The sequence below is a fragment of the Shewanella insulae genome, assembly GCF_009831655.1.
GTDB lineage: Bacteria > Pseudomonadota > Gammaproteobacteria > Enterobacterales > Shewanellaceae > Shewanella > Shewanella insulae.
The window spans coordinates 202,102-220,703 of record NZ_WRPA01000005.1 but is presented as its reverse complement, the minus strand read 5'-3'; the positions used below and the strand labels follow the sequence as shown (position 1 = coordinate 220,703).

Annotated in this window: 15 protein-coding genes and 1 pseudogene; 3 read left to right on the top strand and 13 right to left on the bottom strand. The window is 53.4% G+C overall.

Going from position 1 to position 18,602, the window contains the following annotated elements; translation table 11 throughout:
- Positions 1 to 10: 10 nt before the first annotated feature.
- From GNT65_RS08045 to GNT65_RS08035, 3 genes are all read right to left on the bottom strand, one after another.
- On the bottom strand, positions 11 to 1,168 hold the full coding sequence (locus GNT65_RS08045) for an acyl-CoA dehydrogenase family protein (protein WP_160795072.1): 1,158 nt from the start codon (positions 1,166 to 1,168) through the stop codon (positions 11 to 13).
- Between the two features lie 163 nt (positions 1,169 to 1,331).
- Positions 1,332 to 2,837 (bottom strand): CoA-acylating methylmalonate-semialdehyde dehydrogenase, encoded by a 1,506-nt coding sequence (locus GNT65_RS08040; RefSeq protein WP_160795070.1) that lies wholly within the window; start codon positions 2,835 to 2,837, stop codon positions 1,332 to 1,334.
- A gap of 135 nt (positions 2,838 to 2,972) precedes the next feature.
- Positions 2,973 to 4,163, bottom strand: a complete 1,191-nt coding sequence (locus GNT65_RS08035) for a thiolase family protein (protein WP_160795068.1) — start codon at positions 4,161 to 4,163, stop codon at positions 2,973 to 2,975.
- Between the two features lie 387 nt (positions 4,164 to 4,550).
- Between GNT65_RS08035 and GNT65_RS08030 the strand changes: the two genes are divergently transcribed.
- The gene (locus tag GNT65_RS08030; RefSeq protein ID WP_244952125.1) at positions 4,551 to 5,837 is read left to right on the top strand and encodes an alpha/beta hydrolase; all 1,287 of its coding nucleotides are present in this window, start codon (positions 4,551 to 4,553) and stop codon (positions 5,835 to 5,837) included.
- 48 nt (positions 5,838 to 5,885) lie between these two features.
- Here the strand turns inward: GNT65_RS08030 and GNT65_RS08025 are convergent, their stop codons facing one another.
- The 4 genes from GNT65_RS08025 to cobB all read right to left on the bottom strand — a co-directional run bounded on the left by GNT65_RS08025 (position 5,886) and on the right by cobB (position 8,194).
- A complete protein-coding gene (locus tag GNT65_RS08025; protein WP_244952130.1) occupies positions 5,886 to 6,539 on the bottom strand; it encodes a Type 1 glutamine amidotransferase-like domain-containing protein in 654 nt (217 codons plus the stop codon).
- A 99-nt stretch (positions 6,540 to 6,638) separates the two neighbouring features.
- On the bottom strand, positions 6,639 to 6,926 hold the full coding sequence (locus GNT65_RS08020; RefSeq protein WP_160795062.1) for an antibiotic biosynthesis monooxygenase family protein: 288 nt from the start codon (positions 6,924 to 6,926) through the stop codon (positions 6,639 to 6,641).
- Positions 6,927 to 6,965: 39 nt separating this feature from the next.
- Entirely contained in the window at positions 6,966 to 7,385 is a 420-nt protein-coding gene (locus GNT65_RS08015) for an AAA family ATPase (RefSeq protein WP_160795123.1), read from the bottom strand.
- Positions 7,386 to 7,453: 68 nt separating this feature from the next.
- Positions 7,454 to 8,194: a Sir2 family NAD+-dependent deacetylase gene (gene cobB / locus GNT65_RS08010; protein ID WP_160795060.1), complete on the bottom strand. Its 741-nt coding sequence runs from the start codon at positions 8,192 to 8,194 to the stop codon at positions 7,454 to 7,456.
- A gap of 310 nt (positions 8,195 to 8,504) precedes the next feature.
- On the opposite strand from cobB, the gene fur reads away from it, so the two are divergent.
- On the top strand, positions 8,505 to 8,936 hold the full coding sequence (gene fur / locus GNT65_RS08005; RefSeq protein WP_160795058.1) for a ferric iron uptake transcriptional regulator: 432 nt from the start codon (positions 8,505 to 8,507) through the stop codon (positions 8,934 to 8,936).
- A gap of 99 nt (positions 8,937 to 9,035) precedes the next feature.
- Here the strand turns inward: fur and GNT65_RS08000 are convergent, their stop codons facing one another.
- A complete protein-coding gene (locus GNT65_RS08000) occupies positions 9,036 to 9,536 on the bottom strand; it encodes a GNAT family N-acetyltransferase (protein ID WP_160795056.1) in 501 nt (166 codons plus the stop codon).
- 220 nt (positions 9,537 to 9,756) lie between these two features.
- On the opposite strand from GNT65_RS08000, the pseudogene GNT65_RS07995 reads away from it, so the two are divergent.
- Positions 9,757 to 11,420: pseudogene (locus GNT65_RS07995) on the top strand (FMN-binding glutamate synthase family protein).
- Positions 11,421 to 11,488: 68 nt separating this feature from the next.
- On the opposite strand, the gene sucD reads toward GNT65_RS07995, so the two are convergent.
- The 5 genes from sucD to GNT65_RS07970 all read right to left on the bottom strand — a co-directional run bounded on the left by sucD (position 11,489) and on the right by GNT65_RS07970 (position 18,599).
- The gene (gene sucD, locus GNT65_RS07990; RefSeq protein ID WP_160795054.1) at positions 11,489 to 12,361 is read right to left on the bottom strand and encodes a succinate--CoA ligase subunit alpha; all 873 of its coding nucleotides are present in this window, start codon (positions 12,359 to 12,361) and stop codon (positions 11,489 to 11,491) included.
- A complete protein-coding gene (gene sucC / locus GNT65_RS07985; RefSeq protein ID WP_160795052.1) occupies positions 12,361 to 13,527 on the bottom strand; it encodes an ADP-forming succinate--CoA ligase subunit beta in 1,167 nt (388 codons plus the stop codon). The genes sucD and sucC overlap by 1 nt, the downstream gene beginning before the upstream one ends.
- A gap of 103 nt (positions 13,528 to 13,630) precedes the next feature.
- A complete protein-coding gene (gene odhB / locus GNT65_RS07980; RefSeq protein ID WP_160795050.1) occupies positions 13,631 to 14,824 on the bottom strand; it encodes a 2-oxoglutarate dehydrogenase complex dihydrolipoyllysine-residue succinyltransferase in 1,194 nt (397 codons plus the stop codon).
- Between the two features lie 30 nt (positions 14,825 to 14,854).
- Positions 14,855 to 17,677 (bottom strand): 2-oxoglutarate dehydrogenase E1 component, encoded by a 2,823-nt coding sequence (gene sucA, locus GNT65_RS07975; RefSeq protein ID WP_160795048.1) that lies wholly within the window; start codon positions 17,675 to 17,677, stop codon positions 14,855 to 14,857.
- A gap of 214 nt (positions 17,678 to 17,891) precedes the next feature.
- Complete coding sequence (locus tag GNT65_RS07970) at positions 17,892 to 18,599, bottom strand: succinate dehydrogenase iron-sulfur subunit (RefSeq protein ID WP_160795046.1); 708 nt, start codon at positions 18,597 to 18,599, stop codon at positions 17,892 to 17,894.
- Between the last annotated feature and the right edge of the window lie 3 nt (positions 18,600 to 18,602).

Genomic DNA, 18,602 nt, shown 5'->3' with positions numbered 1-18,602 from the left:
TTCTCCCTGACTATAAGATTTGGCTGGCATTTTCGTCGAGTAGACGGCGGGCAATGATGAGACGCATGATCTCGTTGGTGCCCTCTAGGATCTGGTGGACGCGCACGTCGCGGAAGTGACGCTCAAGCGGGTATTCGCGGATATAGCCATAGCCACCGTGTAGCTGCAGCGCGCTGTCACACACGTTAAAGCCCACGTCTGTGGCAAAACGTTTCGCCATGGCGCAGTAGGCGGTCGCCTCTGGGTCACCTGAGTCGAGTTTGAAGGCGGCCAGACGCACCATCTGACGGGCGGCAACCAGCTCGGTAGCCATGTCGGCCAGCTTGAATTGCAGCGCCTGGAAGGCGGCGATCGGCTTACCAAACTGCTGACGCTCATTCATATACTGCTGGGCGCGCTCCAGCGCCGCCTGGGCAGTACCCACAGAGCAGGTAGCGATGTTGATGCGGCCGCCGTCTAGGCCCTTCATGGCGAAGGTAAAGCCCTGGCCCTCTTCACCCAGTAGGTTAGTCACAGGTACGCGCACCTTGTCGAAGGTGATCTCGCGGGTCGGCTGGGCGTTCCAGCCCATCTTATCTTCCGCCTTACCATAGCTGATCCCCGCCGCGTCGGCCGGGATGGCGATGGCCGAGATCCCCTTAGGGCCTGCTTCGCCGGTGCGGCACATCACGACCAACAACTCGGTTGACCCCGCGCCGGAGATAAACATCTTGGCGCCTGAGATGACATACTCGTCGCCTTCGCGCACCGCCTTGGTCTTGAGTGAGGCCGCGTCGCTACCCGCACCCGCCTCGGTCAGGCAGTAAGAGGCCAGCTTATTACCTGTGGTCAGCGCCTCAGACCACTCATCGCGTAGTGTCTGAGAGCCGAAGCTGGTCACCATCCAGGTGGCCATGTTGTGAATGGTCAGCATGGCGGTGGTGGCGGTACAGCCCATGGCGAGCTGCTCGAATATAATGGATGAATCCAGACGTGACAGGCCCATGCCACCTTCCGACTCGGGCGAGTAGAGTGAGCAGAAGCCCAGCTCACCGGCTTTTTGAATCACGTCTTTAGGGAAATGGTGTTCTTCATCCCACTTGGCGGCAAAGGGTGCCAGCTCTTCCTGGGCGAATTGGGTAGCCAGTTCGGCGAACTGACGTTGGTCTTCATTCAGATTAAAATCCATCTGATCTCTCCTTTCGCGCCTTTGTATTTGCCTTGGGCCTATTTATTGGGTTCCAGTACCCGGCTTATTTATGGCGGCGCTTAACTTGTTGAGGGCTAGTAATGATAAAAGCGATTCGGCCCCGGCCTTATCGCTTTTACCTTGCAAGGTCTCTTGCTATCCCTTATTTCAGGGCAATGGTCATGTTGGGCGCATGGTGCTCCGCCTCGACGATATCTGTCTCGAACCAACGAGCGGTGATCGTCTTGGTTTCTGTGTAGAAGCGCACCGCCTGCTTACCGTAGGCGTGTTGATCGCCGTAGAAGCTGCCCTTCCAACCGGTGAACGAGAAGAATGGCAGAGGCACAGGGATAGGTACATTGATCCCCACCTGACCCACTTCGATGTTGTGTTGATACTTGCGGGCCGCGGCGCCGCAGGCGGTAAAGATAGAGGTACCGTTACCGTATGGGCTGGCATTGACGACCTCGATAGCCTCCTCAAGTGTCTCGGCTTCCATGCAGCAGAGCACAGGGCCGAAGATCTCTTCCTTGTAGATGCTCATGTCTGTGGTCACATTGGTAAACATGGTTGGGCCAACCCAGTTGCCTGTTTCATAGCCTTCGACGGTAAAGTCGCTACCATCCAGCAGACACTCGGCGCCCTCTTCCTTACCCTGGGCGATCAGCTTAAGTACACGTTCCTTGGCGGCCGGGCTGATAACTGGGCCATAGGCCGCATCTTTATCATCCCACACGCCGGGTCTGACCTTGGCGATGGCATCGCGCAGCTCAGGGATCCACTTCTTGGCTTCACCGACAAATACCGCTACCGACAGGGCCATACAGCGCTGACCGGCCGCGCCCACAGAGGCGCCTACCAGGTTATTGATCACCTGCTGCTTGTTGGCATCAGGCATGATGACGCAGTGGTTCTTGGCACCGGCAAAGGCCTGAACGCGCTTGAGGTTGTCTGTACCTGTCTTATAGATGTACTGACCCACACCCACAGAGCCGACGAAAGAGATCGCCTTGATATCCTGATGGCTCAGCAGCACGTCTACCGCCGTCTTGTCGCCGTGTACCAACTGCAGCACGCCCTTAGGTGCGCCGGCTTCTTCGAACAGCTCAACCAGACGCTGTGGCGTCATAGGATCTTGCTCAGATGGCTTAAGCACGAAGGTGTTACCGCAGGCAATGGCCAGTGGGAACATCCACAGTGGGATCATCGCCGGGAAGTTAAACGGCGTAATACCGGCGCACACACCCAGTGGCTGAGTGTAGCTATAGGTATCTATGCTGCGAGCCACGTTTTCAACGGTTTCACCCATGATCAGGCTGGCGATATTACAGGCATGCTCAGCCACCTCGATACCACGCCATACGTCGCCCTTGGCATCTTCGAAGGTCTTGCCGGTTTCCTGGGCCAGGATGGTGGCAATCTCATCGTGATGCAACTTGAGCAGATGCTGATAGCGGAACATGACGCGCGCGCGCTCAGACACAGGCACCTCTTTCCAGGTTTTGAAAGCTTGCTTGGCGCTGGCGATCGCGGTTTCAACTTCCTCTACCGTGGCGGCGTTGATGGTGGCGATCACCTCGTTGTTCGCTGGATTGGTGACAGAGATCTGTTGCTGGCCGCTACCTAAGATAAACTGACCGTCGATGTAATGTTTTACTTGAGTTGTCATATCGCTTTCCTAAATACGTCTAACAGGGCTGGGCGTCTGCCGCTGCCTGATGATCTGCTATGTAAGTGACAGCAAAAAACTCACATAATCATGGGTGAATGCATAGGCTCGCTTCCGCGAGCCTAAATAAGGGAGTTACACTTCGATAGCCATGGCCGTGGCTTCACCACCACCGATACAAAGTGATGCCACACCACGCTTAAGACCCTTAGCCTTCAGGGCGTGGATCAGGGTGACCAGCACGCGGGCACCCGAGCAGCCGATAGGATGACCCAGGGCGCAGGCGCCGCCATTGACGTTGACCTTAGCCTCATCCAGGCCAAGTTCAGAGATGGCAAGCATGGTAACCATGGCGAAGGCTTCGTTGATCTCAAACAGATCCACATCGGCTTTCGACCAGTTCACCTTATCCAGCAGCTGGTTCATGGCGCCAACTGGCGCCGTGGTGAACATAGAAGGCTCTTGCGAATGGGTGGTATGCCCCTTGATGGTGGCCAGTACCTCTAGGCCGCGCTTGCTCGCCTCATCGGCGCTCATCAGCATCAGTACCGCGGCGCCATCTGAGATAGAGCTAGAATTGGCGGCCGTGATGGTGCCATCGGCGGCGAAGGCCGGACGCAGGCTTGGGATCTTCTCGGGTCTGGCGTTACCTGGCTGCTCGTCGGTATCGACAATGAGATCGCCTTTACGGCTCGCCACGGTAACCGACACTATCTCTTGCTTAAAGGCGCCAGATTCGATGGCGGCATTGGCTTTCTGCAGTGAGTTCAGGGCGAAGTTATCCATCGCCTCACGGGTGATATCGAAATCATCGGCTGTCTTCTGGGCAAAGGTGCCCATGGCACCGCCCGTGTAGGCATCTTCCAGGCCATCGAGGAACATATGATCCAGCACCTTGCCATGACCCATGCGCATGCCGCCTCTGGCCTTATCCAGCAGATAAGGCGCCTGACTCATGCTCTCCATGCCACCGGCGATCACAACGTCGGCGCTACCGGCCTTGATCAGGTCATGAGCCATCATGACAGTCTTCATGCCAGAACCACACACCTTGTTGACTGTGGTCGCGCCCACAGACAGGGGAAGATCCGCACCAAGGGTCGCCTGACGCGCTGGCGCCTGACCCAGGCCAGCCGGTAATACGCAGCCCATCAAGACTTCGTTGACATCGCCGCCCTTAAGGCCCGTAGCGTCCATGAGTCCCTTGATCGCCGTGGCGGCGAGCTTAGGGGACGGCACGCTGGAAAGGGATCCCTGGAATCCGCCCATAGGGGTGCGCTTCGCCGCGACAATCACGATTTCTTGGTTAGTTTGCTCTGTACTCATCTTCCGCTCCATTCAAGGTACTTATGCGCTCACATCACACGTCTTCCCTTGGGAAGCGTGATCATGTTCAAATAATATCACTGTGACGTTTACGCGAACGTAAAGCAAGCATTAACTGGTCGAATTTCATTAACTTTAGTCTAATGTCTTGTCAGGCTGCATTTACAGACCTGGGAGAAGATGCTGCGAAATGATAACAGACCACAGAAGCCATCACTCATCGCAGACTAAACACCAAGATAGAAATCCTTTAAATAACAACAACCTGAATGACATCTCATGCATTTCACCCAGTTTTCACCGAGAAATAACCGACTATTCACTCGCCAAATTAAGGTGAAAAATATATTGCTGGTTATCTTTAATGACACATGGATGAAATGCACGATGAACAGCAAGACAATACCCACCTTTGGCAGAGGCCTTTGCGCCTTCCTGCTATTGCTCATTAGCCAAGCTTGGGCCGAAGCGCCAGGCAACAGTCGTCAAACTCATACCAGTGCGAGTCACGGTGCCAATGCCATCATTGCGGGATATGAGTTTAGCCATGACTCGAACGAGTTTAAGACGCAAAGGCGCTACATGGTCTCCCTGCCCGAAGGTTACCACGGCAACACGCGGCGCTACCCTGTACTCTATGTGGTGGACGCCGACTTCCAGTTTCAGCATGTATCGGCCCTAGCGCTGCATCTGGCCCGCATGGGTAAGATAGCCCCCATGATAGTGGTGGGCATAGCCAATCAGGGCCAGAGCGATTATCTCTATACCACCACCTGGAAAAGTGACGAGGGCGAGGCCTTTGGTGGCGCTGACACCTTTTATCGCTACCTGATCAAGGAGCTGCTGCCCAGTATAGATGGCCAGTACCGCACTAATTCCCACAGGGCGCTGGCCGGCTACTCGCTTGGCGGGCTATTCACCCTCTACGCCATGACCCAAACCGGGAGCCCCTTCGATGCCTATCTGGCCATGAGCCCCAGCGTTTGGTATGACAAGATGCACTATATCGAGTTACTCAAACAGCGGTTGCAGAAAGCGCCTATCCAGGCGCCGCTATTCTTAACCCTGGCCAATGAGCAGGAGATGGGAGTCGATGAACTGGTGAGCGCACTCGAAGGCTATGACAAGCAGCAGATCCACTGGCAGTTTAAGCAGTACCCGAGCGAAAACCACTTCACCACCGCCCTGCCCGCACTCAATGACGGTCTGCTATTTTTATCACCCGACTACGGCCTGGATGGCGGCGAGATGCTGGCCCTTGGCGACTACCGCGCCGTGCTGGACTATTTTGCCAATCGCAAGGCTAACTGGGCCGGCTTTCATATAGAGTGGCTGCAAGCCTATCAGTTTGGCAAGTATCTGTTCTGGTCCAAACAACTCGATAAGCTCGATGAGATTTTAGCGGCGGTAAAGAAGGAGTTTCCCGACTCGCTCACCATAGTGACCGTGCAGCTGGCCAAGGGGTTTAACATCAAGGGCGACGGCGCGCGAGCCAAGGCCCTACTCGATAGCGTCGCTAAAGAGGGCGAAGCCTCCCCTTACTGGCACAGGGAGATGAGCCTCTATTATCAATCTCTAGGGGAAGAGACAAAGACCCAGCACCATCAACAGAAGGCCCTGGCACTGGCCGAGCAGTATCGGCTCAACACCTGGGAGCGTTGGGAGCTGCAATAGCGGCTGTTGGGCAAATGACTTATTGCTAAGGGCTTTTTTCTAGTGCGCTCAAGCCAAAGCCATCAGGCCCACACCATCGAACAGCAGCGGCTGACCGAATCCACGCAGCCCTGCCTTAGTGGCGATGACGGCATCCTCATCGCTACAGAGAATGAGTGGATACTCGGCCAGAGAGGATGCCTCCATTAAACAGGCGGCATTGACGCTGAGCGCCACCCCACCATCGCTGAGATCGCAGTGGGGCAAAAACTGATAGGGGAGCAAACCCAGGCCATTTAAGTCACTCAGCCCCAGGTGATTCTCATCGCCACACAGGGGCGCGCAGGCGATGCTTGGCGTCATCACCATGGCACCGGCGCTGAGGCCGATAAAGATCCCGCCGCGATTGAGATAATCGGTAAACTCTGCTATCAGGCCGCGTGTCTGCACCTGCGCCAGAAATTGAAAGGTATCGCCACCGGCGAGGTGAATCGCCTGGCAATTGAGTAATCTATCTAGCCCCGCCTGGGTATATCCCAGCTCGAGATCTAAGTAATGGTCAAGCCCCATGCCTAAGCGGGCATATTGCACCTGAGTCCCACGGTAGTAGGCTTGGTCTGGCTCATGGCCCGAGGCCAAATAACCCAGGTTAGCATCTTGGCTAAGCACAGAGGCTATCGCCGCCTGGCTTGCCGCGCTGTTAAGATCGCTAATCAGCACCATTGTCACTACTTGGTCTCCTTATGGGGCTTGCCTTCCCAGGCAAATGTTCTGCTTATTCTTGGTTAAGGCCTTTGTTGCGCCTTGATATCAACCTAAGTGTTAACCTTGATACTGACGCTTGATTTCTACCACCTCGACCTTATAGCTTTCATACCAAGCCTCGCGGCCAAGTTGCTGGGCGATCCTATGTTCACCGTCTTGTTTCCAGGCCTGAATGTCGGCCTCGCTACGCCAATAGGAGATGGCGATCTCACGCTCGCCTTCGGTGACGGCAACAAAATCCAGGCAATGGTACTTATCTATCGCCAATTGACGCATCTGGGCGGCCATCTCGGCATACCTGGCATCTAACTTGGCCACCTTGGCCCGAAAAATTACGGCAAACATCTTGCTCCCTCAACATGATAAAAATAGAGACAACAGCCATCACAGCTGCTGAAATTGACGGGCTATGGCCTGGATCTGCTTGAGCTCCAGACCATGCTGGTTACGCTCGGCGCACAGCGCCTGATGCGCCTCATCCTGCGGCTCGCCAATAAGCACTATGCGAACCTGATAACCCATCGCCTTGGCGGCGGCCTCGTAGGCCATAAACTCCCAGAGGGCCATGTTGGTATTATCGCAGATCACCACAGGCTCTCTGCGCGACAAGGCCTGGATAAACCCTGTGAGATTATGCTGGTGATACTCAGACAATTTGCTGGCATCGAAGCGATACTCGCCCGCAATGACAAAACGATCGTCGGTAGAGAAGTAGCCGCGGCGGCGAATCGCCTCGCCATCACTATGGCTGGCAATGAAGGCGTTGACCCAATGGCTCTTACCGCTACCCGGCAGGCCACGCATGATGATCGCCAGCCTTGCCTTGCTGTCGCGATTCGCTTCTCGAGCTTCCTCGCACTCAGTGTCATTAATCAAGCCTTGGCGACTCCTGGTCGATCGCTAATCACCTCTTTGGCGAGGATCTGATCTACCAGCTGCGGCACTATCTCGCTGGCCTTGCCTTGCAGGTGATACTGGAACTGGCTGTGACGATCCGCCGGCATCAGGTTCACCTCCACCGTCTGGGCGCCATGATGGTTGGCGGTGTCGACGAAGCCCGCCGCAGGGTAGACGGTGCCCGAGGTACCAATTGCGATGAAGAGGTCACAGGTATCCAGCGCATGCTGAATTCGATCTAAGCCTATGGGCATCTCGCCGAACCAGACCACGTGGGGGCGCAGGCGCTGGGCCGGAATACAACAGGTACAGGTATGGTTGACCCCGAAGTGATCGGTCAACAGAAAGGTCTGCTGGGAGCGCGGGCAGCGTCCCTTAGTGAGCTCGCCATGCATATGCAGCAGGCGACGGGAGCCGGCACGTTCATGTAGATCGTCGATATTTTGCGTCACCACCAACAGCTGACCGTCGAACTCCTGCTCAAGTTTTGCCAAAGCCTTGTGGGCGGCATTGGGCTCTATCTTGCCGTCGTGAAGCTGCTGCCAACGCTCGTTGTAGAAACGCTCTACCATTTCGGGATCGCGGGCATAGCCTTCCGGCGTCGCCACATCCTCAATCTTGTGTTCTTCCCAGAGTCCATCTTGATCCCTAAAGGTTCTCAAACCAGATTCTGCCGAGATCCCTGCCCCAGTTAATACTACGATCTGCCGATACATCCCTCTTCCTTATTTTTATGCTTACGCGAGCGGCTATCGCCCGCAGGATACAGGTTGACCAGAGTGCATCCTGCCAGATATACCACCGACAGGCTATTAGGCATTAGTCTCAATAACATTACAAAAAGTACGCGTTAAATTCAGCCTAAATCCCACAGGTAGGGCCAATTTAGAACAAATTTATGCCGATGCGAACAATATGCAAGATCAAAGGTTTAAGTTTTCAAATTCAAACCCTATAATGGTTCTCAACATCAACTACTGAACCACTATTGGCATTGCTAATGGTTCTTCAATCCAGAGATTAATGATGACAGATGGAAATCAAGCGCTAAAGAAAGCGGGATTAAAGGTCACCTTACCACGAGTCAAGATCCTCGAGCTGATGCAGGAGCCCGAAAACCAGCATATCAGTGCAGAAGAACTATATAAGAAGTTGCTCGATATTGGCGAAGAGATTGGACTGGCCACGGTTTACCGTGTGTTAAACCAGTTCGACGACGCGGGCATCGTCACCCGTCATCACTTTGAAAGCGGCAAGGCCGTATTTGAACTGTCCTCATCTCACCATCATGACCATCTGGTGTGCCTCTCGTGCGGCAAGGTCATCGAGTTCTCTGACGAAGTGATCGAGAGACGTCAGGACGAGATCGCCATGAAACACAACATCAAGCTGACTAATCACAGCCTATACCTCTACGGTGTCTGCACCAACGACGAGTGCGATCACGGCGACGAATGATTCGGTGCTAAGTCACAGTAAAGAAAAACCAGCATGATGCTGGTTTTTTTGTTTCTAAGGTTTATGTCTGGCGAAGGTTAACGCCGTAATCAAACTGCATCACAGCACCTTGTGAAACACGTTCACCTTGTGACCCATGAACTTGCTGCGCTCACGCTCAGCCATGCCCAGCTTACGCGCTACCCCTTCGGAGCCCTTGTTACCGAGCAGTATCAGTGCGATCGCCTCATCTATGCCGTGATCTTTAAACCGTGACAAGGCCGCCTCACCTGCTTCACTGCCAATCCCCTTGCCCCAATACTCGGGCAGATAACGATAGCCCAGCTCGACCTCGTCAAACTCCTTGATGTAGGTGGGGCCGCAGAAACCTATCACCTTGTTGTCCGTCTTGTGCTCCACCGCCCAGCGACCATAGCCACGCTCGCTGTAATTCTTTAGCAATACATTCTCAAAAATCGCCTGCGCCTGGGAACGACAGGTCATGGGTGCACCGGGAATATAGGTGAGCACCTCGGGAATGCTATTAAGCAGGAAGAGGCTCTCCACATCTCTCTCCTCAAAACGGCGTAAAATCAGCCTCTCTGTTTCTGCGATGAACATCTTTCATTCCTTTCTTTTCCCCCATCCAGCCCACCAATATACTCATTACAGAGTAGATTAGAAAGTATTAATCTAAGCTTTTGTCGACTCAGCTTTACACTAACTTCCCCTAAAATAAGCAAAATTTATCCAATCGCCTCGGGTGGCCCGATTGCCAAAGCCGTCGCAATGACGTTCAATAGACAGATAATGATAAGTGTCTGCAATACAGGAATGCGTTATGACAATCATGCAAAAGGTCTTTTGGCTTATCGCCACCTTAGGCAACGGCATCGGGCTCTACTTTTATCGACAAGACGCCAGCACAGGTGCCCTACTCTTTCTCGCCTTCACGTTAATCTATACCTTAGTAGGCGCCTACGATCTGCGCTTTAGCTCGCACACCCTTAACCGCCTCTATCCCGTGGTTGCCTACTTACGCTATTTTCTCGAGTCGTACCGCATAGAGATACAGCAATACTTCATCGCCAGCGACACCGAGGAAGCCCCCTTTAACCGCGAGCAGCGCTCCCTGGTCTATCAGAGGGCCAAAAATGTGCGCGATACCATAGCCTTCGGCACACAGCGAGACCTGTTAGAGGAGAACTACCTGAGCCTGTGGCATTCACTTTCACCTAAGCATATCGACGAGCAAGCCAAGCGGGTGCGCATCGGTGGCCCCGACTGCATCCAGCCCTATGACGCCTCCTATCTGAATATCTCGGCCATGAGCTTTGGCTCCCTAAGTGCCAATGCCATCGAGGCCCTAAACCTAGGCGCCAAGAAGGCGGGTTGCTATCACAACACGGGGGAAGGCGGCGTGAGCCCCTATCATCTCAAGCATGGCGGCGATCTGGTGTGCAGATAGGTTCTGGCCTGTTTGGTTGCCGCGACGATGAGGGTAACTTTAACCCCGACAGCTTCGAGAAGATGGCCAAAAGACCCCAGATCAAGATGATAGAGATCAAGCTCAGCCAAGGAGCTAAGCCGGGGCACGGCGGCGTGCTACCCAAGGCCAAGATCACTCAGGAGATCGCCCTCATTCGTCATATACCCCTGGATAAAGACTGTGTCTCCCCCGCGGTCAATCCTGAGTGCACCACGCCGATAGCACTGCTCAACTTCGTCAAACACCTGCGGGAGCTCAGTGGCGGCAAGCCGGTGGGATTTAAACTTTGTATCGGTAATCCGGCGGAGTTTCTTGCCATCTGTAAGGCCATGCTAAAGACAGGTATCACACCAGATTTCATCACCATAGATGGCGCCGAGGGCGGCACGGGCGCAGCGCCAGTAGAGTTCACCAACCGCCTAGGTATGATGTGTCTCGAAGGGGTCTACTTTGCCAACAATGCCTTGGTGGGTGTGGGCCTGAGGCACAAGATCACCCTGATCGCCTCGGGCAAGACGGCCTCAAGCTTCGATCTGCTGACCAAGATCGCCATGGGCGCCGATCTGGTTAACGCCGCCCGCACCATGATGATGTCACTAGGCTGTATTCAATCGAGAAACTGCAACACCAACATGTGTCCTACGGGCATCGCCACCCAAGATCCGGCTCGTTCCAAGGCGCTGAATGTCGAGAAGAAGAGTGAACGGGTGAAGCACTTCCATCACAACACCTTAAAAGCCTTCTATGAACTGGTAGGCAGCATGGGACTGGATAATCCTAACAAGTTAAAGCCTAGGATGATCAAGCGCCGCTCACCCTATGGCCTGCTGATATCCACCGGCAGCCTGGTGGCTCCCCTGACCCACAACGCCATCCTAGAGGAGAAGTTGCATGGCACCTCCTGGGCCTCATGGTGGCAGCAGTGCTCCGCCGAAAACTTCTACTGCGAGGATACCTATATCCTGACGCCAGCCGAGTTTGGCCTCTCTCGCCGTAGCCATAAAGAGCAAGCCTAATTAGACGCTAACGACCATAAAAAAAGGCGCCCTTAGGCGCCTTTTTTTATGCTTACAGACTCGGTGGATTACCAGCCAGTCTTAGCACGCAGTGCACTGCCGATGTCGGCAAGTGAACGTACGGTAGTCACGCCTGCCGCTTCTAGTGCAGCAAACTTGTCTTCAGCCGTACCTTTACCGCCGGCGATGATCGCGCCAGCATGGCCCATACGCTTACCAGCAGGTGCAGTTACACCGGCAATGTAAGAAACAACAGGCTTAGTCACGTTAGCCTTGATATATTCAGCCGCTTCTTCTTCAGCAGTACCACCGATCTCGCCGATCATAATGATAGCTTCGGTCAGCGGATCGTTTTGGAACATTTCCAATACGTCAATGAAGTTAGTGCCTGGGATTGGGTCACCACCGATACCAACACAAGTTGATTGGCCGAAACCTTCATCTGTGGTTTGCTTAACCGCTTCATAGGTCAGGGTACCAGAGCGAGACACGATGCCCACCTTACCTGGCTTGTGGATGTGACCTGGCATGATACCGATCTTACATTCACCCGGAGTGATAACACCTGGGCAGTTAGGACCTATCATGCGAACGCCAGTCTCTTCCAGCTTAACCTTAACTTCCAGCATGTCCAGAGTAGGAATACCTTCAGTAATACAAACGATTAGCTCGATACCACCGTCGATAGCTTCTAGGATAGCGTCTTTACAGAAAGGCGCTGGTACATAGATAACGGTAGCAGTTGCACCGGTTTCAGCCACAGCGTCTTTCACAGTGTTGAACACTGGCAGACCCAGGTGAACCTGACCGCCCTTGCCTGGCGAAACACCGCCAACCATTTGCGTGCCGTAAGCGATCGCTTGCTCAGAGTGGAAAGTACCTTGACCGCCGGTGAAACCCTGACAGATAACCTTGGTATCTTTGTTAATTAATACAGACATTATTTGCCCTCCGCAGCAGCAACAACTTTAACAGCAGCGTCAGTTAGCGACTCGGCTGCAATAATGTCAAGGCCAGAGTTAGCCAATACTTCGCGACCTAGGTCAGCGTTAGTACCTTCAAGACGAACAACCACTGGCACTTCAACACCCACTTCTTTAACGGCGCCGATGATACCTTCGGCGATCATGTCGCAACGTACGATACCGCCAAAGATGTTTACTAGCACGGCTTTAACGTTTGCGTCAGACAAGATGATCTTGAATGCTTCAGCAACACGCTCTTTAGTCGCGCCGCCACCAACGTCGAGGAAGTTAGCTGGCTTGCCGCCATGCAGGTTAACGATGTCCATAGTACCCATTGCTAGGCCGGCACCGTTTACCATGCAACCTACGTTACCGTCTAGGGCAACATAGTTCAGCTCGAACTTAGCCGCGTGTGCTTCACGGGCGTCATCCTGTGATGGATCGTGCATGTCACGGATCTTTGGTTGACGGAACAGTGCGTTGCCATCGATACCAATCTTACCGTCTAGACAGTGGATGTTACCTTCGGTAGTGATAACCAGAGGGTTGATCTCAAGCAGTGCAAAGTCATGGTCGGTAAACATAGTCGCCAGACCCATGAAGACTTTAGTGAACTGCTTCATCTGAGTTGGGTTTAGACCCAACTTGAAGCCAAGATCACGTGCCTGGTATGGCTGAGGACCTGTCAAAGGATCGATAATCGCCTTGTGGATCAGCTCAGGGGTCTCTTCGGCTACTGTTTCAATCTCAACGCCACCTTCGGTAGACGCCATGAAGACAACGCGACGGGTCGCACGGTCAACAACGGCACCTAGGTATAGCTCGTTTGCGATATCAGTGCAGCTTTCGACTAGGATCTTAGCAACTGGCTGACCATTTTCGTCAGTCTGATAAGTCACCAGGTTCTTACCTAACCAATGCTCGGCAAATGCTCTGATCTCTTCTTTATCACCGGTAACTTTTACGCCACCTGCTTTACCACGGCCGCCTGCGTGTACTTGACACTTAACAACCCACATATCTCCGCCAATATGGCCAGCCGCTTCTACCGCCTCTTGAGGGGTATCGCAAGCATAACCTTCTGACACTGGTAAACCATATTCGGCAAATAGGGCTTTTGCCTGATACTCATGCAAATTCATGATGATCTATCCGTATACTTCTAATCTAATCCAACCGGCTCAGTGGAGCCGGTAGCGAGGGGTGATGCCTACCGTCGCCGACAGGCATCGAAACAACATCGTCTTACAGGTCTAATAGTAGACGAGTTGGGTCTTCCAGGAAGTCCTTAATGGCAACCAGGAAGCCAACAGACTCACGACCATCGATGATACGGTGGTCATAAGAGAGTGCTAGGTACATCATAGGTAGAATTTCTACCTGACCATTAACCGCCATTGGACGATCTTTGATGGCATGCATGCCCAAGATAGCGCTTTGTGGCAGGTTAAGGATTGGGGTAGACATTAGCGAGCCAAATACGCCGCCGTTAGTCACGGTGAAGTTACCACCTGTCATGTCGTCAACAGTCAGCTTACCGTCACGGCCCTTGATAGCCAGTTCACGCACGTTACGCTCGATGTCAGCCAGGCTCATGGTGTCTGTGTCGCGCAGTACTGGCGTTACCAGGCCACGTGGCGTAGAAACCGCGATGCTCACGTCGAAGTAGTTGTGGTAAACGATATCATCACCGTCGATAGAGGCGTTCACTTCTGGGTAACGCTTCAGCGCTTCGGTAACGGCCTTCACGTAGAAAGACATGAAACCGAGACGGATGCCGTGCTTCTTCTCGAACAGCTCTTGATACTGCTTACGAATGTCCATGATAGGCTTCATGTTCACTTCGTTGAAGGTAGTCAACATAGCGGTTGAGTTCTTCGCTTCCAGCAGACGATTAGCGATAGTCTTACGCAGACGTGTCATAGGTACACGCTTCTGGCTGCGCTCACCCAGTGGTGCAACAACCGCAGGTGCTGCAGCTGGCTTAGCCGCAGGAGCGGACTTGATAAAGGCTTCCACATCTTCTTTAGTGATACGACCGCCAACACCTGTGCCCTTGATCTTAGCAGCATCTAAGTTGTGTTCGGCAATCAGACGACGTACAGATGGGCTCAGCGCATCGTTGCTCTCTTCGCTAGCCGCCTCGGCTTGTGGCGCTGCCGCTTCGGCTTGCTCTTTAGAGACTTCCTGGCCGGCAACCGCACCCGCTACAAACTTAGCGATAACGGCTTCGGCCAACACTGTGTCGCCTTCTTCCGCCAGAAACTCAACGATTGAACCATCTTCAGGCGCAACCACTTCAAGAACAACCTTGTCGGTTTCGATATCGACCAGGTTTTGATCACGAGACACTTGCTCGCCAGCTTTAACATGCCATGTGGCGATGGTTGCATCAGCAACGGATTCTGGCAGTACGGGTACCTTAATTTCGATACTCATGGAAAGCTATCCTTTTTAAATTATCTATTACTACAGTTTTAATGCGCTATTGATTAAAGATTCTTGCTGCTGGGCGTGCAGGGCCGGATAACCACATGCTGGCGCGGCCGAGGCTTCACGACCCGCATAGGTTAATTGAGCGCCGGCAGGAATGGCTGCCCAGAAGTGGTGCTGGCTGCAATACCAAGCGCCCTGGTTCTGAGGCTCTTCCTGACACCAAACGAAATCTTTAACGTGCTGATACTGGGCGAGAATTTTTGCCATCTCTTCGTGAGGGAACGGGTACAGTTGTTCGACACGAACCAGGGCAACATTCTCCAGCTTCTCTTTACGACGCTTCTCAAGCAGTTCGAAGTAAACCTTACCGCTACAGAAGACCACGCGATCCACCTTGCTGCTATCGAGCTCATCGATCTCACCAATCACATTCTGGAAGCTGCCCTCGGCGAGTTCTTCCAGGCTAGACACCGCCAGCGGATGACGCAGCAGTGACTTAGGTGACATCACCACCAGAGGACGACGCATAGGACGCACCACCTGACGACGTAGCATGTGGTAAACCTGCGCCGGTGTCGATGGAACACACACCTGCATGTTGTGATTAGCACACAACTGCAGGAAACGTTCCAGACGCGCACTCGAGTGCTCTGGTCCCTGACCTTCGTAGCCATGAGGCAACAGCATGGTCAAGCCGCACAGACGGCCCCACTTCTGCTCGCCTGATGAGAGGAACTGGTCGATCACCACCTGGGCACAGTTAGCGAAGTCACCGAACTGAGCTTCCCAAATGGTCAGGCCACCCGGCTCGGCCGTGGCATAACCATATTCGAACGCCAGTACCGAGGCTTCAGACAATACAGAGTCTGAGATATCGATAGGGCCCTGCATGTCAGACAGGTGACGCAGCGGCAGATAGGCCGTCGCATCATTCTGGTTGTGCAACACGGCGTGACGGTGGAAGAAGGTACCACGACCAGAGTCTTGGCCCGTGATACGCACGCGCTTGTTGTCATCCAGAATAGAGGCGTAAGCCAATGTCTCGGCAAAGCCCCAGTCCAGCAGCTTGTCGCCGGCAGCCATGGCCACGCGGTCTTTGTAGATCTTAGCAACACGAGACTGTAGCTTATGGCTCTCTGGCACATAACTGATCTTCTCAGCCAAGGCCTTCACACGATCTAGCGGCAACTCGGCAGGATAAGCCTCGTCCCACTCGCGGTTGAGATAAGGTGTCCAGTCAACCGTATGCAGCGTCATTGGACGCCACTCTTTAACTACGCAATCGCCCTTATCCAGTGCGTCGCGGTAGTCGTTGATCATCGCGGTCACATCATCTGCGCCTAGGGTCTTCTCTTCGATCAGACGGTCGGCATAGATCTTACGTGGCGTTGGGTGTTTCTTGATCTTGGCATACATCAGCGGCTGGGTTGCACTCGGCTCATCGGCCTCGTTGTGGCCGTGACGACGGTAACAAACCAGATCGATCACTACGTCGCGCTTAAACTCATTACGATAGTCGACCGCCAGCTGAGCAACGAAGGCGACCGATTCTGGGTCGTCTGCGTTCACGTGGAAGATAGGTGCCTGTACCATCTTAGCGATATCGGTACAGTATTCGGTAGAACGGGTATCTTCGGTCAGGTTAGTGGTAAAGCCCACCTGGTTATTGACCACGATGCGGATACTGCCGCCCACCTTGAAGGCGCGGGTCTGAGACATGTTGAATGTCTCTTGAACAATACCCTGACCGGCAATCGCGCTGTCACCATGGATAGTGATTGGCATCACCTGCAAACCAGTATCACAGCCGCGGCGGTCCAGACGCGCTCTTACCGAACCCATAACCACAGGGTTAACGATCTCAAGATGCGATGGGTTAAACGCCAGTGCCAGGTGCACGTTGCCGCCGGGAGTTTCGAAATCTGATGAGAAACCTTGGTGGTACTTAACGTCGCCCGAACCGTTGAGCTCATCGCTGTGCTTACCGGCGAACTCGTCGAACAGCTCTGATGGCTTCTTACCTAGGACGTTGATCAACAGGTTAAGACGACCACGGTGGGCCATGCCCACGACCATCTCTTTGGTACCCGCTTCGCCGCCGCGATAGATGATTTCGCGCATCATAGGGACTAGCGCGTCACCACCTTCCAGTGAGAAACGTTTTGCGCCGGGGAACTTGGCGCCGAGATACTTCTCCATACCTTCGGCGGCGTTCAGGCCCTCGAGGATACGTGTCTTGATGCTCTTGTCGTAGTTAGCTCTACCTAATGATGGCTCCAAGCGTTGTTGAATCCAACGCTTCTCATCGGTATCTGTGATGTGCATGTATTCGGCGCCGATAGCACTACAATAGGTGGCTTTCAGCGCTTTAACCAGATCACCCAGCTTCATGGTGTCGCCACCGTGAGCAAATGAACCAGTATTGAATTCACGATCCATATCTTCGCCGGTTAAGCCGTGGAAGGCAGGGTCCAATTCAGAGACGTTATCGCGCTTCCACAGCCCGAGGGGATCCAGATTCGCATTCTGGTGGCCACGGAAACGGTAGGCGTTGATCAACTGAAGAACTTTAACCTGTTTGGCATCGACTTCAGGGTCGGTCACGCGAGCAGCGCTCTTGTGGCGACCGTCTAGGGCCAAACTACGGAAATATTCACGTACTTTAGAGTGGGCAGCTTCGGGTACATCTGCTGTTGCACCGTTGGCATATGGGAGGTTATCAAACACCGCTCGCCAGTCGTCTGAAACTGACTGAGGGTCCTCTTGATAGGCTTCATACATCTCTTCTACATAGGTCGAATTAGCCCCGCTTAAGTGAGACGATTCGAGCCAGGCTTTCATGATGCCTTGGTGCATTTCTATTCCTTTCAAACTTTATACACGTGTTTTTAGCCAAAGTATTGAAAATGCAATCCAGTCAAATGTACTGCAATTGCAAAATATCTGCCGCCCCTAGAGTCCAGATTTCACGGCATGTGTAGTTCCATTACATAAAAGAGCCACTTCTCACATGGGAGAAGTGACTCTCAATGAGCTATATAATTATTAAAATCAGCTCAGTGTGTTGCATTTAGACAGCTCGCTTAAGCAGCATGGACTTGATGTGCCCAATTGCTTTAGTCGGGTTGAGTCCTTTTGGACAAACGTCAACACAGTTCATGATGCCATGGCAACGGAATACGCTGTAGGCATCGTCGAGCTCAGACAGACGCTCTTCGGTGGCGGTATCACGGCTATCGATAAGGAAACGATAGGCGTGCAACAGGCCGCTTGGACCGACGAACTTGTCTGGGTTCCACCAGAATGATGGACAAGCCGTTGAACAACACGCACACATGATACACTCATACAGACCATCTAGGTGCGCACGCTCTTCTGGCGATTGCAGGTGTTCACGTGCCGGCGTCTTATCATCGTTGATCAGGTAAGGCTTGATCTTCTCGTACTGCTTGTAGAACTGAGTCAGGTCGACAATCAGGTCACGAACCACAGGCATACCCGGCAGCGGACGTATCTCCAGCTTCTTACCCTTGAAGGTAGAAATAGGCGTGATACAGGCCAGACCATTCTTACCGTTCATGTTCACACCGTCACTACCACAAACACCTTCACGGCATGAGCGGCGGAACGCCAGTGTTGGATCTTGCTCTTTCAACTGCATCAGCACATCCAGCACCATCATATCGGTACCGTCAGCCACTTCGAGCTTGTAATCCTTCATGTAAGGCTTAGTGTCTACATCAGGATTATAGCGATAAATAGCAATCTTCAAATTCATCTC

Excerpts from the sequence above, each read along its gene's own strand:
- sucA (WP_160795048.1), bottom strand. The coding sequence starts at position 17,677 with ATGCACCAAGGCATCATGAAAGCCTGGCTCGAATCGTCTCACTTAAGC.
- sucC (WP_160795052.1), bottom strand. The coding sequence starts at position 13,527 with ATGAATTTGCATGAGTATCAGGCAAAAGCCCTATTTGCCGAATATGGT.
- GNT65_RS08015 (WP_160795123.1), bottom strand. The coding sequence starts at position 7,385 with ATGCGTGGCCTGCCGGGTAGCGGTAAGAGCCATTGGGTCAACGCCTTC.
- cobB (WP_160795060.1), bottom strand. The coding sequence starts at position 8,194 with ATGTATCGGCAGATCGTAGTATTAACTGGGGCAGGGATCTCGGCAGAA.
- GNT65_RS08025 (WP_244952130.1), bottom strand. The coding sequence starts at position 6,539 with ATGGTGCTGATTAGCGATCTTAACAGCGCGGCAAGCCAGGCGGCGATA.
- GNT65_RS08040 (WP_160795070.1), bottom strand. The coding sequence starts at position 2,837 with ATGACAACTCAAGTAAAACATTACATCGACGGTCAGTTTATCTTAGGT.
- odhB (WP_160795050.1), bottom strand. The coding sequence starts at position 14,824 with ATGAGTATCGAAATTAAGGTACCCGTACTGCCAGAATCCGTTGCTGAT.
- GNT65_RS08030 (WP_244952125.1), top strand. The coding sequence starts at position 4,551 with ATGAACAGCAAGACAATACCCACCTTTGGCAGAGGCCTTTGCGCCTTC.
- GNT65_RS07970 (WP_160795046.1), bottom strand. The coding sequence starts at position 18,599 with ATGAATTTGAAGATTGCTATTTATCGCTATAATCCTGATGTAGACACT.
- GNT65_RS08020 (WP_160795062.1), bottom strand. The coding sequence starts at position 6,926 with ATGTTTGCCGTAATTTTTCGGGCCAAGGTGGCCAAGTTAGATGCCAGG.
- GNT65_RS08000 (WP_160795056.1), bottom strand. The coding sequence starts at position 9,536 with ATGTTCATCGCAGAAACAGAGAGGCTGATTTTACGCCGTTTTGAGGAG.
- sucD (WP_160795054.1), bottom strand. The coding sequence starts at position 12,361 with ATGTCTGTATTAATTAACAAAGATACCAAGGTTATCTGTCAGGGTTTC.
- GNT65_RS08045 (WP_160795072.1), bottom strand. The coding sequence starts at position 1,168 with ATGGATTTTAATCTGAATGAAGACCAACGTCAGTTCGCCGAACTGGCT.
- fur (WP_160795058.1), top strand. The coding sequence starts at position 8,505 with ATGACAGATGGAAATCAAGCGCTAAAGAAAGCGGGATTAAAGGTCACC.
- GNT65_RS08035 (WP_160795068.1), bottom strand. The coding sequence starts at position 4,163 with ATGAGTACAGAGCAAACTAACCAAGAAATCGTGATTGTCGCGGCGAAG.